At 61.3% G+C, this 21,431-nt stretch carries 21 protein-coding genes and 1 pseudogene; 10 read left to right on the top strand and 12 right to left on the bottom strand.

Translation table 11 applies throughout. The annotated features are described in order from the left end of the window. Nucleotides 1-40 precede the first annotated feature (40 nt). Complete coding sequence (locus tag E4O97_RS16240; RefSeq protein WP_003174397.1) at nt 41-316, top strand: peptidylprolyl isomerase; 276 nt, start codon at nt 41-43, stop codon at nt 314-316. Between the two features lie 103 nt (nt 317-419). On the opposite strand, the gene E4O97_RS16235 is transcribed toward E4O97_RS16240, so the two are convergent. The 8 genes from E4O97_RS16235 to E4O97_RS16200 form a co-directional block, all read right to left on the bottom strand. After that, the gene (locus E4O97_RS16235; protein WP_078821545.1) at nt 420-1,325 is read right to left on the bottom strand and encodes a sugar kinase; all 906 of its coding nucleotides are present in this window, start codon (nt 1,323-1,325) and stop codon (nt 420-422) included. 109 nt (nt 1,326-1,434) lie between these two features. Continuing rightward, complete coding sequence (locus E4O97_RS16230) at nt 1,435-2,643, bottom strand: amino acid deaminase (protein ID WP_248161736.1); 1,209 nt, start codon at nt 2,641-2,643, stop codon at nt 1,435-1,437. A gap of 9 nt (nt 2,644-2,652) precedes the next feature. Further along, complete coding sequence (locus E4O97_RS16225) at nt 2,653-3,417, bottom strand: IclR family transcriptional regulator (RefSeq protein ID WP_032876076.1); 765 nt, start codon at nt 3,415-3,417, stop codon at nt 2,653-2,655. Nucleotides 3,418-3,584: 167 nt separating this feature from the next. After that, entirely contained in the window at nt 3,585-3,974 is a 390-nt protein-coding gene (locus E4O97_RS16220) for a RidA family protein (protein WP_005788829.1), read from the bottom strand. 15 nt (nt 3,975-3,989) lie between these two features. Next, nucleotides 3,990-4,772, bottom strand: coding sequence for an amino acid ABC transporter ATP-binding protein (locus tag E4O97_RS16215; RefSeq protein ID WP_103734357.1), 783 nt, complete (start codon nt 4,770-4,772; stop codon nt 3,990-3,992). Further along, nucleotides 4,769-5,431, bottom strand: a complete 663-nt coding sequence (locus E4O97_RS16210; RefSeq protein ID WP_032876082.1) for an amino acid ABC transporter permease — start codon at nt 5,429-5,431, stop codon at nt 4,769-4,771. The genes E4O97_RS16215 and E4O97_RS16210 overlap by 4 nt, the downstream gene beginning before the upstream one ends. 12 nt (nt 5,432-5,443) lie before the next feature. After that, nucleotides 5,444-6,106: an amino acid ABC transporter permease gene (locus tag E4O97_RS16205; protein WP_005788836.1), complete on the bottom strand. Its 663-nt coding sequence runs from the start codon at nt 6,104-6,106 to the stop codon at nt 5,444-5,446. A gap of 52 nt (nt 6,107-6,158) precedes the next feature. Next, nucleotides 6,159-7,007: a transporter substrate-binding domain-containing protein gene (locus E4O97_RS16200; protein ID WP_005788838.1), complete on the bottom strand. Its 849-nt coding sequence runs from the start codon at nt 7,005-7,007 to the stop codon at nt 6,159-6,161. 325 nt (nt 7,008-7,332) lie between these two features. Here E4O97_RS16200 and E4O97_RS16195 point away from each other — a divergent pair. Next, a pseudogene (locus tag E4O97_RS16195) lies at nt 7,333-7,605 on the top strand (thioredoxin family protein); the annotation flags it as partial. A 37-nt stretch (nt 7,606-7,642) separates the two neighbouring features. On the opposite strand, the gene E4O97_RS16190 reads toward E4O97_RS16195, so the two are convergent. From E4O97_RS16190 to rpiB, 3 genes are all read right to left on the bottom strand, one after another. Next, nucleotides 7,643-9,211, bottom strand: a complete 1,569-nt coding sequence (locus E4O97_RS16190; protein ID WP_248161734.1) for a TerC family protein — start codon at nt 9,209-9,211, stop codon at nt 7,643-7,645. Nucleotides 9,212-9,605: 394 nt separating this feature from the next. Then, nucleotides 9,606-10,586, bottom strand: coding sequence for a sugar-binding transcriptional regulator (locus tag E4O97_RS16185; protein WP_005788844.1), 981 nt, complete (start codon nt 10,584-10,586; stop codon nt 9,606-9,608). A 63-nt stretch (nt 10,587-10,649) separates the two neighbouring features. Continuing rightward, a complete protein-coding gene (gene rpiB, locus E4O97_RS16180) occupies nt 10,650-11,111 on the bottom strand; it encodes a ribose 5-phosphate isomerase B (protein WP_248161731.1) in 462 nt (153 codons plus the stop codon). A gap of 283 nt (nt 11,112-11,394) precedes the next feature. Here rpiB and E4O97_RS16175 point away from each other — a divergent pair, with 283 nt between their 5' ends. The 7 genes from E4O97_RS16175 (at nt 11,395) to dhaL (ending at nt 18,759) form a co-directional block, all read left to right on the top strand. After that, nucleotides 11,395-12,882 (top strand): sugar ABC transporter ATP-binding protein, encoded by a 1,488-nt coding sequence (locus E4O97_RS16175; RefSeq protein ID WP_078821550.1) that lies wholly within the window; start codon nt 11,395-11,397, stop codon nt 12,880-12,882. Continuing rightward, nucleotides 12,879-13,856: an ABC transporter permease gene (locus tag E4O97_RS16170; RefSeq protein WP_216091571.1), complete on the top strand. Its 978-nt coding sequence runs from the start codon at nt 12,879-12,881 to the stop codon at nt 13,854-13,856. The genes E4O97_RS16175 and E4O97_RS16170 overlap by 4 nt, the downstream gene beginning before the upstream one ends. A 34-nt stretch (nt 13,857-13,890) precedes the next feature. Next, complete coding sequence (locus E4O97_RS16165) at nt 13,891-14,898, top strand: substrate-binding domain-containing protein (RefSeq protein ID WP_148853687.1); 1,008 nt, start codon at nt 13,891-13,893, stop codon at nt 14,896-14,898. 153 nt (nt 14,899-15,051) lie between these two features. Further along, a complete protein-coding gene (locus E4O97_RS16160) occupies nt 15,052-15,807 on the top strand; it encodes an SDR family oxidoreductase (protein WP_032876097.1) in 756 nt (251 codons plus the stop codon). A gap of 28 nt (nt 15,808-15,835) precedes the next feature. Then, nucleotides 15,836-16,951, top strand: coding sequence for an alcohol dehydrogenase catalytic domain-containing protein (locus tag E4O97_RS16155; protein ID WP_032876099.1), 1,116 nt, complete (start codon nt 15,836-15,838; stop codon nt 16,949-16,951). Between the two features lie 156 nt (nt 16,952-17,107). Further along, on the top strand, nt 17,108-18,109 hold the full coding sequence (locus E4O97_RS16150; RefSeq protein WP_032876100.1) for a dihydroxyacetone kinase subunit DhaK: 1,002 nt from the start codon (nt 17,108-17,110) through the stop codon (nt 18,107-18,109). 2 nt (nt 18,110-18,111) lie between these two features. Continuing rightward, the gene (dhaL, locus tag E4O97_RS16145) at nt 18,112-18,759 is read left to right on the top strand and encodes a dihydroxyacetone kinase subunit DhaL (RefSeq protein ID WP_248161729.1); all 648 of its coding nucleotides are present in this window, start codon (nt 18,112-18,114) and stop codon (nt 18,757-18,759) included. Here dhaL and E4O97_RS16140 read toward each other — a convergent pair. Next, a complete protein-coding gene (locus E4O97_RS16140; protein ID WP_032876102.1) occupies nt 18,716-19,612 on the bottom strand; it encodes a LysR substrate-binding domain-containing protein in 897 nt (298 codons plus the stop codon). The two genes, dhaL and E4O97_RS16140, sit on opposite strands and share 44 nt — an antisense overlap. Nucleotides 19,613-19,762: 150 nt before the next feature. On the opposite strand from E4O97_RS16140, the gene E4O97_RS16135 reads away from it, so the two are divergent. Beyond that, entirely contained in the window at nt 19,763-21,271 is a 1,509-nt protein-coding gene (locus E4O97_RS16135) for an MFS transporter (RefSeq protein WP_248161726.1), read from the top strand. The last annotated feature ends 160 nt before the right edge of the window (nt 21,272-21,431 follow it).

Genomic DNA, 21,431 nt, shown 5'->3' with positions numbered 1-21,431 from the left:
CAGGCATAATCGCGCGCCGTCGCACACCTGGTAGAGATCAATGAAAGCCCAAGCCCGTCATATCCTGGTGAAAACCAGCGAAGAAGCCGAACAACTCAAGCAGCGCATTGCCAAGGGTGAAGCCTTTGACGTGCTGGCCAAGAAGTACTCCACCTGCCCGTCGGGCAAGCGTGGCGGCGATCTGGGCGAAGTGCGGCCCGGGCAGATGGTGGGCGCGATTGATGCGGTGATCTTCAAGAAGCCGGTGAAGGTGGTGCACGGGCCGATCAAGAGCAAGTTTGGCTATCACCTGGTGCAGGTGTTTTACCGGGATTGATGGGATTGCCTTTAGCCCCCTCCCACAGTTGACCCTGTTCCAACTGAAGGAATGCAGTCTAATGTGGGAGGGGGCTTGCTCCCGATCCGCCGCAGGCGGCCATTCACCTCGGTATCAGCGCCCCCGGCAGCTGAATCACCCGACTCGCCAACCGATGCCCCGCCAATGCAGCCTCTTGCGGCGAGCCACCTTTGAGCCGCCCGGCCAGATACGCCGCACTGAACGAATCTCCCGCCGCCGTAGTGTCCACCACCTTTTCCACCTTCAACGCCGGCAACGCAAAACGCTCTCCCGCACAGCGAATCAAACACGCATCCGCGCCACGCTTGAGCACCACTTCTGCAATCGATGGATAGGCCGCAAACACCTGCTCGCTGTCCTCATAGCCAAACAACGCGTGCTCGTCATCCTCGGTCAACAAGGCTATATCCACTTCGGCCAACACCTTGCGATAAGCCGCACGGGCCGCTTGCACATCGGCCCATAGCCGTGGCCGGTAATTGTTATCGAACACCACCTTGCCACCTCGGCGGCGGGTTTCGACCAGGGTGTCCAGCAAGCGCTCGCGCCCAACCTCGCCCAGCACCGCCAGGGTAATGCCGCTGAAATACACCACGTCATAATCCGGTAACACTGCCAGGATCGGCTCGGCCGCAGGCGTGGTGAAGCAGTCACGCACGGCCGCTTCGTTGCGCCAGTAGAGAAACTTGCGCTCGCCATTGGCGTCGGTCTGGATGCAGTACAAACCCGGCAGACGCCCGGGCAGGCGCTGGACCATGCCCAGGCCAAGGCCCTCGGTTTGCCACTGCTGGCACATGGCGTCGCTGAAACTGTCATCGCCCAAGGCGGTGACGTAGTCGACACTGGCGCACTCGCCCAGCTCACGGCGCAGGTACACCGCCGTGTTCAGGGTGTCGCCGCCGAAGCTCTGGTGCAGGCTGCCATCGGCGCGGTGTTGCAGTTCGATCATGCATTCGCCGATAAGGGCGATGCGGGGTTGGGTGGTCATGGCTGCTGTCTCGGTGGGGCTGATGGCCTCATCGGGGGCAAGCCCCCTCCCACATTTGGAATGCATTCCCCTGTGGGAGGGGGCTTGCCCCCGATAGGTGCGACTCGGTCTAGAAACAGGTACGCAGCGACTCGACCACCTGCAACTGCTCATCCACCAGGCAACCCACCTGCCATTTGTCGAAGGTCAGGCAGGGGTGGGACGTGCCAAACGAAATGATGTCGCCAATGCGCAACTCAACACCCGGCGCTACGGTCATGAACGCATGTTGGTCCATCACCGCGGTGACCTTGCACGCGCTCACATCATCACCGTGCGCCGGGACGATCCCGGCCTTGTAGCGCTTGAGCGGCACCGGCAAGCCGGCGTCATAGGCCACGTCACGCTTACCCAGGGCAACCACCGCAAACCCCGGCTCCGGCAGCGACTGCACGTGCGCCCAGACCTCCATCGCCGGGCGCAGGCCCTCGTTGAGGTCGCTGCGTCGGTCGAGCACGCAGCATTGCGCGTCTTTGTAGATGCCATGGTCGTGGGCCACGTAGCTGCCTGGGCGCAACACACTGAGGAAACGACCGGCAGCGTTCTGGGCCTCGAACGACTCGGCGATCAGGTCGTACCAGGCCGAGCCCGACGCCGTGATGATCGGTTTGGGCAGGTAGAACAGGCCGCTGTCTTGCAGGTCCACCGCCAGGCGCACCAGGCTGGCAGCGAAGTCACGGATGCCGCTGATGGCGTGCTCGCCGTGGATCACCCCTTCGTAGCCTTCGATGCCGGTCAACGCCAATGCCGGTTGGGCCTTGATTGCCCGGGCCAGTTCACGCACTTCTTGCTCGCTGCGACAGCCACACCGGCCGCCGACCACGCCGTATTCGATCATCACGTTCAGACGCAGGCCGCGCGCGGCGAAGAACAGGCCCAGATCCGCGACGTTGTCCGGGTGATCAACCATGCAATGGAAGTCGAAATCCTGATCGGCCAGCAGGTCGGCGATCAGCGCCATGTTCGGCGCACCCACCAATTGGTTGGCCATCAGCACACGACGCACGCCACCGGCATAGGCGGCGCGGGTTTGTACGGCGTTGGCCAGGGTGATCCCCCAGGCACCGGCGGTGATCTGGCGCTCGAACAGCGCAGGCATCATGCTGGTCTTACCGTGGGGCGCCAGCTCGGCGCCGCTGTGGCTGACAAAGTCCTGCATCCAGCGAATATTGTGCTCCAGGGCGTCACGGTGCAGCACCAGCGCCGGCAGGCTGACATCGCGGACCAAATGGGCACCGACGGCGGCGGCACCTTTTTCAACGGCATTGAGGGCAGACATGGAAAACTCCTATTCGTTGATGCGCCGGGCCAGGCTGTTGGCGCTGTCGATCAGCACCCGGCGATAGTCGTGGTAGTGCTTGCTGGCATCGGCTCGCGGGGCAACGATGCACAGGGTCGCAATGCTGATGCCCTGGGCGTCCCGCACCGGGGCGGCGAAGCAATGGGTGAAGGTGTCGGCCACACTGTCGAAGGAAAAGAACCCATCGACGGTGGCCTGGCGGATCTGCGCCAGGAAGGTATCGAGCGGCAGGCGCAGGCCGTCCGGCAGGATGAAATCGTCGGGGTCGATCAGCTCGATGATCTGCTGGTCGCTCAAATGCCCCAGCAACAAACGCCCGGAAGCGGTCCACGGGATCGGCGCGTTTTCACCGATATCCGAAGAAATACGAAAATGCCGCTGGCCTTCGCGCATCAGCGCCACCGTGTACTTGCGCCCGTTGAGCAGGCACATCTGCGCGGTTTCGTGGGTCTGGCTGACGATTTCCTGCAGGGCGTGATCGGCCTCGCGGGTCAGGTCGAAGTGCCGCAGGTGCGCCTGGCCGAGGAAATACAGCTGGCGCCCCAGATACACGTGACCGTCCTTGCCCACGGTTTCCAGAATGCGCCGCTCCAGCAGCGACGCGACCAATTCGTAGACCGTGGACTTGGGGCTGCCGATGCCGCTGGCAATGTCATTCGGGCGCAGGGGTTGGCCGATTTCCTTGAGAAAATCAAGGATATCGAACGCACGGTCCAGGCCTTTGGCGCGGCGTTTGATGGTGTCTTCGGTCATGGCAGTGATGGGTCCGGTCAAAGGTGTTTGCTGCACGGTGATCCCCTGTGGGAGCGGGCTTGCCCGCGATGACGGTGGGTCAGTGACAAAGGTGTTATCTGGCACTACGTCATCGCAGGCAAGCCAGCTCCCACATTGATCTTCAGTGATCTCAAGAGTGGGGGCATTCAGCCCTTTTTCTTGTAGGCCACGCAGTCGATCTCAACCTTGCAATCAACCATCATATTGGCCTGCACACAAGCCCGCGCCGGGGCGTGCTCGGGGGTGAAGTATTCGCCGAAGACCTTGTTGAAACTCCAGAAGTCCCGTGGATCTTCCAGCCACACGCCCACGCGCACAACATCCTTGAGCTCATAGCCGGCTTCTTCGAGGATCGCCACCACATTGCGCATGGTCTGCCGGGTTTGCTCGACGATGCCGCCACTGATGATTTCGCCATCCACCGCCGGCACCTGGCCCGACACATACAGCCAGCCATCGGCCTCCACCGCACGTGCGAACGGGCGTGGCTGGCCGCCACCTGCGGTGCTGCCGGTACCGTAACGAGTAATGCTCATAAAAGTTGCTCCTTGTTAAAAACGAATGTTCTTTAAAAATTCCGCCAGTCGCGGCGACTGCGGCCGCTCGAAGATGTCCTTCGCAGTGCCCTGCTCTTCAATGCGGCCCTGGTTCATGAAGACGATCTGGTCGGAGACTTCATAGGCAAAGCGCATTTCGTGGGTGACCAGCAACATGGTCATGCCCTCCTCCGCCAGCCCCTTGATCACGCTGAGCACTTCGCCTACCAGCTCCGGATCGAGGGCCGATGTGACCTCGTCGAACAGCATCAGACTGGGGTTCATGGCAATGGCGCGGGCAATCGCCACGCGCTGTTGCTGACCACCAGACAATTGGCCGGGAAAGTGGTTGCGCCGCTCCAGCAGGCCGACGCGGTCCAGCCACTTTTCGGCCAGGGCCACGGCTTCATCCTTGCCCATCTTCTTGACCTTGAGCAAGCCAAGGGTGACGTTTTGCAGCGCAGTCAGATGCGGGAACAGGTTGAATTGCTGGAACGCCATGCCGGTCATGGCGCGGTGCTGGGCAATCACCCGCTCCGGGTGCCGTACGCGCTTGCCGCCGACCTCGCTGTAGCCAATGGACTCGCCGTCCAGGGTGATCTGCCCGCCCTGGAACTCCTCAAGCAAGTTCACGCAACGCAGCAAGGTGGTCTTGCCCGAGCCGCTGGAGCCGATCAACGTCACCACATTGCCGCGCTGCATCGACAGATCGACACCCTTGAGCACTTCCACCTGGCCGTACTGTTTACGCAGGCCACGAATGTCCAGCAGCGCTGGTTTGGTTTGAGCTTGGTTCATGGCAAGGCCACCCGCTTTTCAATGTAGCGCCCGAATAATTCGATGGCGTAGTTGATGACAAAGAACATGAAACCGGCGAACAGGTAAAACTCCAGGGTCATGAAGGTGCGGGCGATCACCTGCTGGGTGCTGAGCAGCAATTCGGCCACGCCGATCACCGACAGCAAAGTGGACGCCTTGACGATTTCGGTAGAGGAATTGACCCAGGTCGGCAGGATCTGACGCAGGGCCTGGGGCAACAACACATAGCCCAACGACTGGTAAAACGTCAGGCCAATGGCCTTGCCCGCTTCCAGTTGCCCACGGGGAATGGCTTGCAGTGCACCGCGCACGATTTCCGACACGTGGGAGCCACAGAACAGGGTTAACCCGACCGCACCGGCCTGGAATGCACTGATTTTCCAGCCCAGGGCCGGGAGCATGTAGAAACACGCCAACACCAGCACGAACACCGGGGTGCCTCGGATCAGATCGACGTACAGACGAAACGGTGCACGCATCCAGAACTTGCCGTAGGTCAGGATCAACCCGGCGACGATACCGATCAGGGTGCCGAAGATAATCGCCAGTGCCGAGACCGACACACTGGCCTGGAAGCCGGCCCACAGGGTCTCGCGGGCGATCCACAATTCATGCAGCCAACTGGGGGATTCGTACATGCAAACCCTTCCTTAACGACGGATCGCCAGACGCTGCTCCAGGTAACGGAGCAGCATGGCAATCAGGTAACAGGCAGCCACATAGAGCGCGGTCGTCACCAGCCAGGTTTCAATCACCCGGTAGCTTTCAACGTTGATCTTGCGGGCGTAATAGGTCAGCTCCGGCACCGCGATCGCGGCGGCCAGGGACGTGTCCTTGAACAGCGAGATAAAGTTGTTCGACAGCGCCGGCAGCACGTTGCGCAGCATCACCGGCACGGTGATATAGGCGCGAATCCGCCATTCGCCAAGGCCGATCGCCAACCCCGCTTCACGCAAGCCCTTGGGAATATTCAACAGCCCGGCGCGGAATACTTCGGTCAGGTAGGCACCGGCGTACAGCGACAGGGTGACGATGAACGAAGGGATTTTGTCCAGGCGAATCCCCAGGGACGGTAAGGCGAAGTAGATCAACAGGATCAACACCAGGATCGGCGTATTGCGCACCACCGTCACATACACCGAAGCGAGGATGCGCAACGCGCGGTGCCTGGACAGCATGGCAAACGCCATCAGCAGGCCGATCACGCAGCCGATGGCAATCGACAGCAGGGCCAACTGCAGGCCCAGGCCGAGCCCCGCCAGCAAGGTGTCGAAATCACGCCAGACGGCGGCAAAATTCAACTGATAGTTCATGGTCGGCAATACCTGAGTGAGGCGCGCTCAAGCACGCCCCGGCTGTTCCGGATCATTTGAATTCCACGGGAAAACCGATGGCCGGTTCTGGCAGGTCAACGCCGAACCACTGCTTGAAAGAAGCCTTGTAGGTGGGAAATTCCACACCGGTCATGGCTTCATGCAGCGCGGTGTTGACGAAGTTCAGCCAATCCTGGTCGCCACGCTTGACCGCACACGCGTAGGTTTGCGGGCTCCAGGCGTAAGTGGGGCTGCGGTAGCGACCGGGGTTCTGCACCATCAGGTATTTGACCGAGGACTGATCGGTGGCAGCCGCGTCGGCGCGACCGGAGTTCACGGCCTGGTACATCAGGTCGACACTGTCGTACTGGTCGACCTTGGCTTTGGGCAGTGCCTGGTGCACCAGCTCTTCGGCGTACACGTTTTGCAGCACGGCTACGGTCACGTCATCGCCTGCGGCTTGAAGGTCTTCGATTTCCTTGTACTTGCTGTTGTTGGGCAACAGCAGGCCGACACCTTCGCGGTAGTACGGCAAAGTAAAAGCCACCTGCTGCGCACGGCTGGCGGTGACGGTGATGAACTGGCAGCTCATGTCAACCTTGTCCGTCAGCAGGTTGGGAATGCGCGCATCGGATGACTGCACCACAAACTCGACCTTGCTCGGGTCATTGAACAAACCCTTGGCCACCATGCGGCCGATGTCGATATCAAACCCCTGCAATTTGCCATCCGCTCCCTGGAAGTGCCACGGCGCATTGGTACTGCCTGTACCCACGATCAGATGCCCGCGCTTGAGCACATCATCCAGCTTGCTGTCCGCCGCCTGCACCATGCTTGTGAAGGAAGCCGATGCGGCGACAAGAAAAACACACGCTTTGAATACGGAAGGTCGGTGATGCATGACAAGCACTCCAGGGATTGTGTATTCCGCTATACCGGAACTTGGTATGTAACAACGGAATAGACAGCAGAAAGTGTGCCACAGCCACGGGAGGAAAAATATGCGGTCGGGAAACTCTTTAGGGTTCAGCAAGATAGGTATTGAAGCGCTTAACGGCTTTGCGCCGCCAGCATCGGGTGTTGCTACGCAACGCCCCACAACGGTGTTACTGCGCCCCCATACTGACCGCCTCGGATCGACGCACACCTGTGAAGGTTGACAGTAGACGGTGGTACCCCACCGGCTTAGCGTTGGCAAAAACCAACACAGCCGGAAGGGGATCGACATGGGAGTCGCCACGCGCAGAATTTCCAGCGCCAAAGAGTTCAATCGGGTACTGAACACCCCGCGCCCGGTGTTCATTCTGTTTGTTTCCGAGCACTGCCCTGCCTGTGCGCAAGCAGGCTCCTTATTCGAACAGGCCGCTTGGAAGCATCCCTGGCTAGTCAGTTTGGTACTCGATTGCGCCCATACGCCGAGGCACCCTGATGTGACAGGCACCCCGACGCTACTGATCTACCAGGAGGGAATCGTGGTAGAAAAACTCAAGGGCTTCGGCCCACTTGAAGAACAAGAGCAGTGCGTAACAGACATCTTCAACCGTTATGACCTGAGCAAGGGCGCAAGTGCACTTGCGTCACTCGACGCTCCTCCACTTCAGCTACCGTCAAACGCCAACCCTCATGTTCCAAGCTATCGCCCACCACCGGCAAACGGTCGAGCAGGCTCATCACCAACCCCGCCAGGGTTTGATAATCCTCGGTCGCCGCAGCCTTGAAGCCCGTGCGCAGACGCACCAGATTGAGGTTCAAGGCACCGTTGGCACGAAAGCCGTCGTTCTGCTCGACGATGTCCGGCCCTTCGATTTCGCTGGCATCGGGCAATTCACCGGCGATGGACTCCAGAATATCGGTCATGCTCAACACGCCCATGAAGTCCCCGAATTCGTTGATTACGAAGGCGATATGGGTGGACTCCTGGCGCATCTGCTCCAGGGCATTGAGGATCGAAAAGCTCTCCAGCAGGTTGATTGCCCGGCGCGCCAGGTGCTCCAGGTTCGGCTCGTTACCGGCCAGGTACTCCTTGAGCAGTTCCTTCTTGTGCACAAAGCCCAAGGGTTCATCCACCGCACCGTTGCGGATCAGCGGCAAACGCGAGTAGGACGAATGCATCAGCTTCAGGCGGATCGTGTCGGGATCGTCCGCCAGGTCGATGCAGTCAACCTTGGCCCGTGGTGTCATCAGGGTACGAATCGGCCGTTCGGCCAGTTGCAGCACCCCGCTGATCATCACCCGCTCACGTCGATCAAACAGCGGGCCCTGTGCAGTATCCGGCTCGCCCAGCAAGTCAGCGACCTCTTCACCCACCTCCTCCACCGCCAGGCTGCGGCCACCCAATAAACGCATCACTGCATGGGCCGTACGCTCACGCACCGGCAGCACACCTTGTGCCGATTTCTTGCGACGCGAGCGGGCAATCTGGTTGAACACCTCGATCAGAATCGAGAAACCAATGGCCGCGTACAGGTAGCCCTTGGGAATATGGAAGCCCAAGCCTTCGGCGGTCAGGGCGAAACCGATCATCATCAAGAAGCCCAGGCACAGCATGATCACCGTAGGGTGGGCGTTGACGAAACGGGTCAGCGGCTTGCTCGCCACGATCATCAAACCGATGGACACGATCACCGCGATCATCATCACCGCCAGCTCATCGACCATGCCCACTGCGGTAATCACCGCGTCGAGGGAGAACACTGCGTCGAGCACCACGATCTGCGCCACGATCGGCCAGAACATCGCATAAGCCACACTGCCCTTGTGCTGGGCCACGTGGCCTTCCAGGCGTTCGTGCAGCTCCATGGTGGCCTTGAACAACAGGAACACACCACCGAACAGCATGATCAGGTCACGGCCGGAAAAGCTCTTGTCGAACACCTCGAACAACGGCTGGGTGAGGGTCACCAACCAGGAAATACTCGCCAACAGGCCCAGGCGCATCAGCAGCGCCAGGGACAAACCGATCAAACGTGCACGGTCACGCTGCTCCGGCGGCAACTTGTCTGCCAGGATCGCGATAAACACCAGGTTGTCGATACCCAGCACCAGTTCCAGCACAATCAAGGTCGCCAGGCCCAGCCAGGCCGTTGGATCCGCTAACCATTCCATTTATAGAGTCTCTGTATTCAAAGTTTTCAGAATGCCGGACACGGCAATGCGCGGTCAGTGGACCGGGACAAGGTTAGCAGTCGGAATACGGGGTGCTTCAGGGGGAACAGCGACAGTAAGTGTCTTGGGGAAAGACGACTGGGAGGCTCCGAGAGGGTGTTCATGCAAGTCCTGAAATAACAAAAGGACTTGAATCCTACAGCCCAAATACACAATTCCCACATAGCAAAACTATTACAAAACCTGTCTTCCAGCCGATGCAAAACCAATGTGGGAGGGGGCTTGCTCCCGATGGCGGTGTGTCAGTCAATATATAAGCTGGCTGACACACCGCTATCGGGAGCAAGCCCCCTCCCACACAAGCCCCCCATTCCACATTTGGAACGGTGTGGTATCAAGACTTTCGGGTGGCATCATCCAGCGCCAGGATGGTGTGGGCATTGGTGACGGTCGTCGCCAGCGTATTGATCACCCCCGACCGCAACGCCCCCAGCGTCGCCGCGGCCTTGGTGTTTTCACTGGCAATCGCCACCACATCCGGGATGCGGAACAGCTCCTGCACCGTCAACCCGATCACTCGGCCTTGAATGGCGTTGACCGCCGGCTGGCCGTGAATATCGATAAAGTCATAGCCCATCATATCGCCCACCGTGCCGGACAACCGCGCCTGGGCGATTTCCTGGGGCGAGAACCAGCCCATGCGCACCATGTTGCTGTTTTCGCTCATATCACCAATGCCGATCAGGGCAATGTCGGCACGCCGGGCGCGGTCGAGGGTGGAGCGTACCGTGTCGTTATTGATCAACACACCACGCAGTTCCGGGTTGGCCACCAGCGCCGGGGCGTACAGGCTTTCGCTCTCGCCGCCAAAGCGCAGGGCAAGGCGCCGGCAGATATGGTCGGGGTTCATGTACTCGCCGGCCTTGAGCGAACCACCGATAGCACATACGAACGTGCAGTTGCGCGTCACCGGCAGGAACACGTTATCGGCCACCGCGCCGACGTTACGGCCCATGCCCACGGCGACGATCATGCCATCGCCCAAGGTTTTGTTCAGGTAGTTGGCGACCAGGCTAGCGACTGCCGAGCGCTGGGTGTCGGGGTCGCTATGGTCAACGGCGATCAAGGCGCGGTCGAGCTTGAAGCGCTCCACCAACGCGCGTTCCAGTTCGTTGTTCATCGCCGGGTGCTGCAACACGCGCACCTCGACAATGCCTTCATCTCGCGCACGCTTGAGCAGGCGGCTGACTTTGGCCCGCGACAGGTCAAAGCGCTTGGCAATGGCTTCCTGAGTGACGTTCTCAAGGTAATAGAGCATCGCCACTTCGGTCATTTGATCGATATCGCTGGCCATGCGCTGGGTACTGTCACTCATGGGGACGGGCTTCCGTTTCGGCGTCAAAGGCGCATTCTCCCGACTCTTGCCCCGTGCCGTCCACTACTGATGCCCATCGCGCTCGATTGCGTTGATGCGCTCGACCTTGGCCCCGGAACGCGCCGCCTCGAACTCCGAGACCAGGAACGCCGTGACAATGCTCTTGGCCAGTTCGGCGCCGATCACCCGCGCACCGATGGACAGAATCTGCGCATCGTTGCTCTTGCGCGCCCGCTCCGCCGAATAGGTGTCATGGGCCTGAGCCGCGCGGATACCCAACACCTTGTTGGCCGAGATGGCCATGCCGATGCCGGTGCCGCACACCAGCACACCGAGGCGCTGCTGCCCGGCGCTGATAGCGTTGGCCACGGCCAGCGCGATGTCCGGATAGAGCACCGGCGCGATGGAATGGGTACCGAAGTCAGTGACAGGGTAACCCAGCGCCTCGATATGGCGCTTCAACAGCTCTTTAAGCTCAAAACCCGCTTCATCGCATCCGATAGCCACCGGAAAAGGTGTGTTCATGGCGTCTGGCTCCGCTGCCCTTATCTAGATTAAGACTGATCATATGATCACTCAATGAAATTTCGCTCAGCCATTTCGCGATCATTATGCCCTTCATGTCAAGCGCGATTTAACTGACCTCCCAGTCAAAGTGGGATAAACAGCCATTAAAGCCACTACAGATGAGAATCAACGCTTTTTAATGAAAGAGATTGACTGATCAGAATTTCATTTGATACACATATGATCACAGCGAAACATGACTGTGCGACCTAATAAGAATTCACAGCACGAGGACACGCCGATGGCCACGCCATTACTGCTCCAGGCTGAACACGTCGCCAAGGCTTACGCCGGGGTGCCCGCCCTGCGTGACGGGCGCCTCTCTCTACGCGCCGGCAGCGTCCACGCCCTGTGCGGCGGCAACGGTGCCGGCAAGTCGACCTTCCTGAGCATCCTGATGGGCATTACCCAGCGTGACGCCGGCACCATTGCGCTCAACGGTGCACCGGTGCAGTTCAACCGCCCCAGTGAAGCCTTGGCGGCCGGGATCGCGATGATCACCCAAGAGCTGGAACCCATCCCCTACATGACCGTCGCCGAAAACATCTGGCTGGGCCGCGAGCCGCGCCGCGCCGGTTGCATTGTCGACAGCAAGGCCCTGAACCGCCGCACCCGCGAGCTGCTGGAAAGCCTGGAGTTCGACGTCGACGCCACCAGCCCCATGCACCGCTTGAGCGTGGCGCAAATTCAACTGGTGGAAATCGCCAAGGCGTTCAGCCATGACTGCCAGGTGATGATCATGGACGAGCCCACCTCGGCCATCGGCGAGCGCGAGGCAGAAACCCTGTTCAAGGCCATTCGCCGCCTCACCGCCCGTGGCGCCGGCATTGTGTATGTGTCCCATCGCTTGAGCGAACTGGCGCAGATCGCCGACGACTACAGCATCTTCCGCGATGGCGCCTTTGTAGAAAGCGGGCGCATGGCCGATATCGACCGCGACCACCTGGTACGCGGCATTGTTGGCCAGGAACTGACGCGCATCGACCACAAGGTCGGCCGTGAATGCGCCGCCGACACCTGCCTGCAAGTCGACAACCTGAGCCGCAACGGCGAGTTCCACGACATCAGCCTGCAATTGCGCCGTGGCGAAATTCTTGGCATCTACGGGCTGATGGGCTCCGGGCGCAGTGAGTTTCTCAACTGCATCTACGGCCTGACCGTAGCCGATTCCGGCAGCGTCACCCTGCAAGGCAAGCCCATGCCCATCGGGCTGCCCAAGGCCACCATCAACGCCGGTATGTCGCTGGTCACCGAAGACCGCAAGGACAGTGGCCTGGTGCTGACCGGCAGCATCCTCTCGAACATCGCGCTGTCGGCCTACAAGCGCTTGTCGAGTTGGTCGCTGATCAATGCGCGCAAGGAAGCCCAACTGGCCGAAGACATGGTCAAGCGCCTGCAGATCAAGACCAGCTCCCTGGACCTGCCGGTGGCGTCCATGAGCGGCGGCAACCAGCAAAAAGTCGTGCTCGCCAAATGCCTGTCCACCGAGCCGGTGTGCCTGCTTTGCGACGAACCCACCCGCGGCATCGATGAAGGCGCCAAGCAGGAGATCTACCACCTGCTCGACCAGTTCGTACGGGCCGGCGGCGCCGCCATTGTGGTGTCGTCCGAAGCTCCGGAACTGCTGCACTTGAGTGATCGCATTGCCGTATTCAAGGGCGGCCGGCTGGTGACCATCAGCACCGACACTGCCCTTTCCCAGGAAGCCTTGTTGAGTCTTGCCTCATGAATGCCAAAACCCTTACCGCCCCTGTCACCACCGCGCCACGCAACCGCTTGCGCCTGTCTCTGGACCGCTTCGGCCTGCCGCTGGTGTTTATCCTGCTGTGCGTGGTGATGGCGTTTTCCAGCGAATACTTCATGACCTGGCGCAACTGGATGGACATCCTGCGCCAGACCTCCATCAACGGCATCCTCGCCGTGGGCATGACCTATGTGATCCTGACCAAGGGCATCGACTTGTCGGTAGGTTCGATCCTGGCCTTTGCCGGATTGTGCAGCGCGATGGTCGCCACCCAGGGCTATGGCCTGTTGGCGGCAGTCAGCGCCGGGATGTTTGCCGGGGCGATGCTTGGCGTGGTCAACGGCTTTATGGTCGCCAACCTGTCGATCCCGCCGTTCGTGGCCACCCTGGGTATGCTCAGCATCGCCCGCGGCATGACCTTTATCCTCAACGACGGCAGCCCGATCACCGACCTGCCCGACGCCTACCTGGCGCTGGGTATCGGCAAGATCGGCCCAGTGGGCGTGCCGATCATTATCTTCGCTGTGGTCGCGCTGATCTTCTGGATGGTGCTGCGCTACACCACCTACGGCCGCTACGTGTACGCGGTAGGCGGCAATGAAAAAAGCGCACGCACCTCCGGCATCGGCGTGCGCAAGGTGATGTTCTCGGTGTACGTGGTTTCGGGCCTGCTCGCCGGATTGGCCGGCGTGGTGTTGTCGGCACGTACCACCTCTGCCCTGCCCCAGGCCGGGGTTTCCTATGAGCTGGACGCGATTGCCGCGGTGGTGATCGGCGGCACCAGCCTGTCGGGCGGTACCGGTAGCATTGTCGGCACCTTGTTCGGGGCGCTGCTGATCGGTGTGATCAACAACGGCCTGAACCTGCTCGGCGTGTCCTCCTATTACCAGCAGGTCGCCAAGGGCCTGATCATCGTGTTCGCAGTACTGATCGACGTGTGGCGCAAGAAAAAACGCTGAAGAACGACCGATAACAATAACTGGAGTTCGACTTATGAAACTGGGTACTACCCTGGCCGCCGCGGCGGCCCTCTCCCTGCTCGCCAGCAGTGTCGCCATGGCAGCCGATGGCAAGACCTACAAGATCGGCGCAGCCGTCTACGGCCTCAAGGGCCAGTTCATGCAGAACTGGGTGCGTGAGCTCAAGGAACATCCGGCCGTCAAGGATGGCACCGTGCAGTTGACCGTATTCGACGGCAACTACGACGCCCTGACCCAGAACAACCAGATCGAAAACATGGTGACCCAACGCTACGACGCGATTCTGTTCGTGCCCATTGATACCAAGGCCGGTGTCGGTACGGTCAAGGCGGCCATGAGCAACGACGTGGTGGTCATCGCCTCCAATACGAAAGTAGCCGATGCCAGCGTGCCGTATGTGGGGAACGACGACGTCGAAGGCGGCCGCCTGCAGGCCCAGGCCATGGTCGACAAGCTCAACGGCAAGGGCAACGTGGTGATCATCCAGGGCCCGATTGGCCAGTCGGCGCAGATCGACCGGGAAAAAGGCGAGCTGGAAGTGTTGGGCAAACACCCTGATATCAAGATCATCGAGAAGAAAACCGCCAACTGGGACCGCGCCCAGGCCATGACCCTCACCGAAGACTGGCTCAACGCCCACCCCAAGGGCATCAACGGCGTGATCGCCCAGAACGACGACATGGCCCTCGGCGCTGTGCAGGCCCTGAAGTCTCACGGACTGACCTCCAAAGAGGTGCCCGTGACCTCCATCGACGGTATGCCGGATGCGATCCAGGCGGCGAAAAAAGACGAAGTCACCACATTCCTCCAGGACGCCCAGGCCCAATCCCAAGGCGCACTGGACGTGGCCCTGCGCGCCCTGGCCGGTGAGGACTACAAGCCGCAATCGGTGATCTGGGAGCGCTACGCCAAGGACGTGAAATGGGGTGACGGCACGGCCAGGAACTACATCCTGCCGTGGGTGCCGGTGACCAATGCCAATGCGGATGCGCTGTACAAGCAAGTCAGCGGCGGCAAGTAGTCAGTGGCTTGAAACACAGTCAACTGTGGGAGCTGGCTTGCCTGCGATGCAGGCACCTGGGTGCATCAGGTAGACCGGGTCGATGCAATCGCAGGCAAGCCAGCTCCCACATTGGACCGCGTTCTACCTTTTGATCTGTGACGGGAGTTATTCATGTCTGGTTTCTGGAACCAAGCCTTCGACCTCAGCGGCCGTTGCGCGGTCATCACCGGTGGCGCCGCCGGCATTGGTCTGGCCTGCGCCAACTTACTGGCGGAACGCGGCGCAAGGGTGGCGCTGCTGGACCGCGACCCGGCCGTGGTCGAGGTGGCCGCCAGCCTGGGTGCCGGGCACCTGGGCATTGCCGTCGACCTCGGCCAGACCGGCCAGATACAACCCGCCATCGACCGCGTATTCACACATTTCCAACGCCTGGATTACCTGATCAACAGCGCAGGCGTGGTGTTGCTGGACAAAGCCATCGAGGTCAGCGAAAGCGCCTGGGACACCACCCTGGACATCAACCTCAAGGCGAGTTTCTTCGTGGCCCAGGCCTGCGCCAGACATATGCTCGCCCAAGGCAGCGGGCGCATCGTCAACCTGGCGTCCCAGGCCGCTGTGATTGGCCTGGACCGTCACGTCGCCTACTGCGCCAGCAAAGCCGCCATCGTCGGCATGACCAAGGTATTGGCCATGGAGTGGGCGCCGCAGGTGAACGTCAATGCCATCTCCCCCACCATCGTCGAAACCGCCCTGGGCAAAAAAGCCTGGGCCGGCGACGTGGGTGAGCGGGCCAAATTGCAGATCCCGGCGGGGCGTTTTGCCCAGCCGGAAGAAATCGCCGGGCTGGCGCTATACCTGCTCAGCGATGCCGCGCAGATGATCACCGGCGCCAACATGGTGATCGATGGCGGCTACAGCATTCAGTAATTCCATCTTTATGTCGTGAGGTCCTGTCATGTCCACCGTCACCGAACGCACACCCGAACAACTTGCCCCGAGCATCCCCAAAACCATGCAGGCCGTGGTCTGCCATGGGCCGGAAGACTACCGCCTGGAAACCGTCGACGTGCCCACCCCCGGCCCCGACGAGATCCTGACCAAGGTCGAGCTGTGCGGCATTTGCATGGGCGATATCAAGACCTATCGCGGCGCGCCGTCGTTCTGGGGCGATGCCGAGCAACCGCGCTATGTGAAGCCGCCGATGATTCCCGGGCATGAGTTCGTGTGCCGTGTCGTCGCCCTTGGCCCAGGCGCCGAAAAGCGCGGCGTGGCGGTCGGCGACCGGGTGATTTCCGAACAGATCGTGCCGTGCTGGGGTTGCCGCTTCTGCAACCACGGCCAGTACTGGATGTGCCAGAAGCATGACCTGTATGGCTTCCAGAATAATGTGCAGGGCGCCATGGCCCAGTACATGATTTTCACCAAGGAAGGCATCATCCACAAAGTGCCGGAATCCATCGCGCCCGACGAAGCGATCCTGATCGAGCCGCTGGCCTGCTCGCTGCACGCGGCGGAGCGCGCCAACGTCGACCATGACGACATTGTGGTGGTCGCAGGCGCCGGCACTTTGGGCCTGGGCATCATCGGCGCGGTGCGATTGCGCAACCCGAAAAAGCTTATCGTGCTGGACATGAAACCCGAGCGCGCCGCCCTCGCCCTGCGCATGGGCGCCGACGAAGTCTGGAACCCGGCCGAGGTCGATGTGCTGGCCAAAATCCGCGAGATCACCGACGGCTACGGTTGCGACATCTACATCGAAGCCACCGGGCACCACAAAGCGGTCAACCAGGGCCTGGCGATGCTGCGCAAGCTGGGGCGCTTCGTCGAGTTCAGCGTGTTCAATGACGAGGCCACGGTCGATTGGTCGATCATTGGCGATCGCAAGGAGCTGGACATCCTCGGCTCGCACCTGGGGCCCTATATGTACCCGAGAGCCATCGACTTTATCGGCAACCGCAAAATCGACATGCGCGATGTGGTGACCCACAAGTTTGCCCTGGCGGACTTCAAGGAGGCGTTTGCGGTGATGGAGCGCGGCGATAAATCGCTCAAGGTGGTGCTCGAACCCTGATTCCAGCAGCAACACACAAACTGTGGGAGCTGGCTTGCCTGCGATGGCGGTGAATCAGATAAAGATTCCCCAACTGACACACCGCCATCGCAGGCAAGCCAGCTCCCACAATGGAGGGGTGTCACCCCTTAGAACAAGAACACAGGAACCCGCGTTATGAATCGAGTCATCAACGATCCCGACCAAGTGGTCGAAGACATGCTGCGCGGCATCCTGGTCGCGCACCCCGAACTGCGCCAGTACGAAACCAACCCACGGGTCATCGTCAAGGCCCGGCCCTCCGGCCAGGGTCGGGTCGGCATCGTCACCGGCGGCGGCTCCGGGCATGAGCCGGCGTTCCTCGGCTATGTCGGCCCGGGCCTGGTAGACGCCGTGGCCGTCGGCGAGATTTTCTCCTCGCCCACCGCCAAGAGCTTTTTCGACGCCTTCCGCGCCGCCGACCATGGCGCGGGCGTAGCCTGCCTGTATGGCAACTACGCCGGCGACAATATGAACGTCAAGCTGGCGATGAAAATGGCCGCCAGCAAAGACATGCGCATCCGCACCGTGGTGGCCAACGACGACGTGGCCTCGGCGCCCAAGGCCGATATCGCCAAGCGTCGCGGAGTGGCCGGGGAAATCTTCATGTGGAAGATCGGCGGTGCCGCCGCCGCCCAGCATTACGACCTCGACGGGGTGATTCGCGTCGCGCAGAAGACCGTCGACCACTGCCGCTCGATCGGTATCGGCCTCACGCCCTGCACCATCGCCGCCGTCGGCAAGCCGAACTTCCAGATCCCTGACGGCCAGATGGAACTGGGCATCGGCCATCATGGCGAGCCGGGCATCGAAGTCATTCCGATTGAACCGGCCGCCGCCATGGCTGAGCGAATGCTTGCGCCGATCCTGGCCGACCGCGACTTCAGCCAGGACGACAGTGTGGTGGTGCTGGTCTCGGGCCTTGGCGCCACGCCAGTGATGGAGCTGTACATTTTCTACGCCGAGGTGGAAAAACAACTCAAGGCCAAGGGCTTGAAGATTCACCGTTGCTACGTCGGCAACTACTTCACCTCCCTGGAAATGATGGGCGTGACCCTGACCCTGCTCGGCCTCGACGCCGAGCTGAAAACCCTGATCGACCAACCCTGCCGTTCCATCGGCATGACCCAGGCGGAGTAAACATGAGCCAGCACTTTTCCACCCGTGACGGCAGCGCCATCGTTGCCGACCTGGTCAGCGTCATCGTGGCCAATCGCGAATACCTCAGCGAAGTCGACGGCGCCATTGGCGACGGCGACCACGGCATCAACATGGCCAAGGGCTTCGCCCACTGCGGTCGCACTATCGAAGGCCGCCAACTGAGCCTGGCCCAAGCCCTGGATGAACTGACCCTGAGCCTGATGGAAGGCATCGGCGGCTCCATGGGCCCGCTGTATGGCAGCCTGTTTATTGGCATGGCCGACGAAGTGCGCAATTGTGAAGACATCGACGCCGCGACCTTCGCCCATCTGTTGCGCGGCGGCTTGACTTCACTGCAGGACATCACCGAGGCGGGCGTGGGCGACAAGTGCCTGATGGATACCCTTATTCCTGCAGTAGAGGCGTTTGAACAGGCACATGCATCCGGGGCGCCTTTCAACGATGCGCTGGAGGCGATGAAAACCGCCGCCTCCCAGGGGCGCGATTCGACCAAGGACCTGGTGGCCAAGATCGGCCGCGCCAGTCGCCTGGGCGAGCGCTCTCTCGGGGTGCTGGACGCCGGGGCGGTGTCGTGTTGCCTGATTCTTACGCGCCTGGCCGACTCGGTGCAGCCGCGACTGACTGCTTGACCTGCTGGATATACCGCGCCACCGCCGGCGCTTTTTCAAAACGCCGGTAAATCAACGACAACCACGACGACGCCTCATTGCCCTGGATATTGCGATACACCACGCCCGGCAGGCTCACATGCCCGACCATCGATGCCGGCACTACCGCAACCCCCTGCCCCAACGACACCAGGGCCACCACCGCCACCAACCCGCCCGGCTGCGCGCCGAGGCGCGGTGCGTAGCCGCCCTGGGCGGCGACATGCAAGGTGCCGCTGATTTGTTCCGGCAAGATAAACGTCTCGTTTTCCAGGTGCTCGCAGGTGATTGCCTTAAGCCCCAGCAGCCAGGAATCATGGGCCAGCGCCAGCACAAAGCCTTCGCTGTCCAGGCGCACCGCCTCCACGCCGTCCGGCAGAGTCATCGGCGAACGGATATAACCGATATCGCAGCGCCCCTCGGCCACCGCGCCCGGTAGCGCAGCCATAGCCCATTCGCGCAGGTTCACGTTCACATCGGCAAACGCCTGGCTGAACCCCCGTACCTGGCGCTGCAACAGCCCGCAGTACAGCGCCGAGGCCACGTAACCCAACTCAATATGCCCGATCTCGCCACGCCCGGCGCGCTGGGCATTGCGCTGTGCGAACTCGAATTGGCGCACGGCGGCTTCGGCCTCGCTCAGCAGCGCGGCACCCGCTTCGGTGAGGCTGACTTCGCGCTGCCGGCGGACAAACAAGCGCGTGCCCAGGCTGGTTTCCATGTCCTGGATTTGCCGGCTCAGGGTCGGCGGCGCAATGCCCAATTGCTCGGCGGCGCGGGTGAAATTGCGCTGCCGGGCCACGGCCAGGAAGTAACGAAAATGGCGGATTTCCATGGCAGTATTAGCTCAAAGGTAATGAAGTACTTCCTGGTGCCTAACAAAAATGTGATTCGCCAGGGATAAGCTCGCAGTACCTGAACACTAGAGAGCCCTTGCGATGCAAGTCAACCGAGATTTCCGTATTGCCTACCAGGTAATTTGCTTGTGAGCCGGGTCAGTCCACGCCTGACGCTGGTGACCGCCTCCGCTGTCTGCTCGTTGATCGTGCTGGATACCAACATCGTTGCCGTCACGCTGCCGAGCATCGCCCGCGACTTGGGCGCCAACTTTGCCGATATCGAGTGGGTCGTCAGCGCTTATATGCTGGCGTTCGCCGCCTTGTTGTTGCCGGCCGGGAGTATCGCCGACCGCTTTGGCCGCAAGAAAACCCTGGTCTGGGGCCTGGGTATTTTCATCCTCGCCTCCCTGGGCTGCGGCGCAGCACCCACCGCGCTGTGGCTGGACATCGCCCGGGCCGTGAAGGGGGTGGGTGCGGCGCTGCTGCTGACCTCGGCACTGGCGTCTATCGGGCATACCTTCCACGATGAAATAGAACGCGCCAAGGCCTGGGCGTTCTGGGGCGCGTGCATGGGCGTGGCGATGACCGCCGCACCGACCCTGGGCGGCTTGATTACCGAGTACCTGGGCTGGCGCTGGATTTTCTATCTCAACCTGCCGGTGGGGCTGGTACTGATGGCCTTGGTGCTGCGGGCGATTCCCGAGTCCCGCGACAGCCGATCGGCGCGCCTGGATCCCTGGGGCAGCCTGGCGTTCAGTGGCAGCTTGCTGTGCCTGATCTGGGGGTTGATCGAGGCCAATCGCATCGGTTGGGATAGCCCGCTGACCTACGCTCGCCTGCTCGGCGGTGGGCTGCTGATGGGTGTGTTTGTGCTGGTCGAGCACCTGCAGCAGCGACCGATGGTGGACTTGCAGCTGTTTCGGCACCCGCGCTTTATCGGCGCCTTGCTCGGCATGTTTGCCTATGCCGGGTGCGCCCAGGTGATGATGACGCTGCTGCCGTTCTACCTGCAGAACGGCCTGGGTTTCTCCGCGATTGCCTCGGGCCTGGGCATGTTGCCGTTTGCCTTGACCATGCTGATCTGCCCGCGCGTCGGTGTACGTCTGGCGGCACGCTTCACACCGGCGACCATGATGGCGAGTGGCTTGACCCTGGTGGGCTGCGGCAATCTGTTGAGCGCGTGGGCCGTGCAGGCCGGCGGCTATCTGCCCTTTGCCCTGGCGATCGCCGTCACCGGTGCAGGCGCGGGGTTACTCAATGGCGACACGCAGAAAAACATCATGGCCTGCGTGCCGCGGGATCGCGCGGGCATGGCCTCGGGCATGAGCACCACCATGCGCTTCAGCGCAATCATGTTGGCCATCGGCGTGTATGGCGCATTGCTGAGCAGCCACAGCGAACAGTTGCTGAGCGCGAGTATCGACCCGCAGTGGCAGGCGCAGGTGGCGGGTATTGCTTCGCGGGTGGTAGCCGGTGATATGTCCGCGGCGCTGGACTTGGTGCCCGAAGCAGCGCGAGTAACAGTGCAACCGCTGGCGCGGCAGGCGTTTGTGGGTGGGTTCAGCGGGGTGTTGTGGGTGGCGGGTTTATTGGGGTTGCTGGGCGCGCTGGTGGTGGGGGGCCTGATGCGCAAGCCGATACCCACACACAGCTGAATGTGGGAGGGGGCTTGCTCCCGATGGCGGCCTCAGGGCCGACCGGGATGCTGGATCAGACCGAGTACATATCCGTTATTTAGGTAACGGCCACTATGGGTTCCGCTCTTACAGCGGGTCACTTTCGAAAAGCGCGAAAGTAACCAAAGCGCTCTTGCCC

Source organism: Pseudomonas sp. W15Feb34 (assembly GCF_023127765.1).
In the GTDB taxonomy this organism is placed as follows: domain Bacteria; phylum Pseudomonadota; class Gammaproteobacteria; order Pseudomonadales; family Pseudomonadaceae; genus Aquipseudomonas; species Aquipseudomonas synxantha_A.
This window is presented reverse-complemented; position numbering and strand designations above follow the sequence as displayed.

Excerpts from the sequence above, each read along its gene's own strand:
- E4O97_RS16170 (WP_216091571.1), top strand. The coding sequence starts at position 12,879 with ATGAATGCCAAAACCCTTACCGCCCCTGTCACCACCGCGCCACGCAAC.
- dhaL (WP_248161729.1), top strand. The coding sequence starts at position 18,112 with ATGAGCCAGCACTTTTCCACCCGTGACGGCAGCGCCATCGTTGCCGAC.
- E4O97_RS16235 (WP_078821545.1), bottom strand. The coding sequence starts at position 1,325 with ATGACCACCCAACCCCGCATCGCCCTTATCGGCGAATGCATGATCGAA.
- E4O97_RS16205 (WP_005788836.1), bottom strand. The coding sequence starts at position 6,106 with ATGAACTATCAGTTGAATTTTGCCGCCGTCTGGCGTGATTTCGACACC.
- E4O97_RS16190 (WP_248161734.1), bottom strand. The coding sequence starts at position 9,211 with ATGGAATGGTTAGCGGATCCAACGGCCTGGCTGGGCCTGGCGACCTTG.
- E4O97_RS16155 (WP_032876099.1), top strand. The coding sequence starts at position 15,836 with ATGTCCACCGTCACCGAACGCACACCCGAACAACTTGCCCCGAGCATC.
- E4O97_RS16160 (WP_032876097.1), top strand. The coding sequence starts at position 15,052 with ATGTCTGGTTTCTGGAACCAAGCCTTCGACCTCAGCGGCCGTTGCGCG.
- E4O97_RS16220 (WP_005788829.1), bottom strand. The coding sequence starts at position 3,974 with ATGAGCATTACTCGTTACGGTACCGGCAGCACCGCAGGTGGCGGCCAG.
- E4O97_RS16185 (WP_005788844.1), bottom strand. The coding sequence starts at position 10,586 with ATGAGTGACAGTACCCAGCGCATGGCCAGCGATATCGATCAAATGACC.
- E4O97_RS16240 (WP_003174397.1), top strand. The coding sequence starts at position 41 with ATGAAAGCCCAAGCCCGTCATATCCTGGTGAAAACCAGCGAAGAAGCC.
- E4O97_RS16165 (WP_148853687.1), top strand. The coding sequence starts at position 13,891 with ATGAAACTGGGTACTACCCTGGCCGCCGCGGCGGCCCTCTCCCTGCTC.
- E4O97_RS16150 (WP_032876100.1), top strand. The coding sequence starts at position 17,108 with ATGAATCGAGTCATCAACGATCCCGACCAAGTGGTCGAAGACATGCTG.
- E4O97_RS16210 (WP_032876082.1), bottom strand. The coding sequence starts at position 5,431 with ATGTACGAATCCCCCAGTTGGCTGCATGAATTGTGGATCGCCCGCGAG.
- E4O97_RS16140 (WP_032876102.1), bottom strand. The coding sequence starts at position 19,612 with ATGGAAATCCGCCATTTTCGTTACTTCCTGGCCGTGGCCCGGCAGCGC.
- E4O97_RS16225 (WP_032876076.1), bottom strand. The coding sequence starts at position 3,417 with ATGACCGAAGACACCATCAAACGCCGCGCCAAAGGCCTGGACCGTGCG.
- E4O97_RS16200 (WP_005788838.1), bottom strand. The coding sequence starts at position 7,007 with ATGCATCACCGACCTTCCGTATTCAAAGCGTGTGTTTTTCTTGTCGCC.
- E4O97_RS16215 (WP_103734357.1), bottom strand. The coding sequence starts at position 4,772 with ATGAACCAAGCTCAAACCAAACCAGCGCTGCTGGACATTCGTGGCCTG.
- rpiB (WP_248161731.1), bottom strand. The coding sequence starts at position 11,111 with ATGAACACACCTTTTCCGGTGGCTATCGGATGCGATGAAGCGGGTTTT.
- E4O97_RS16230 (WP_248161736.1), bottom strand. The coding sequence starts at position 2,643 with ATGTCTGCCCTCAATGCCGTTGAAAAAGGTGCCGCCGCCGTCGGTGCC.
- E4O97_RS16175 (WP_078821550.1), top strand. The coding sequence starts at position 11,395 with ATGGCCACGCCATTACTGCTCCAGGCTGAACACGTCGCCAAGGCTTAC.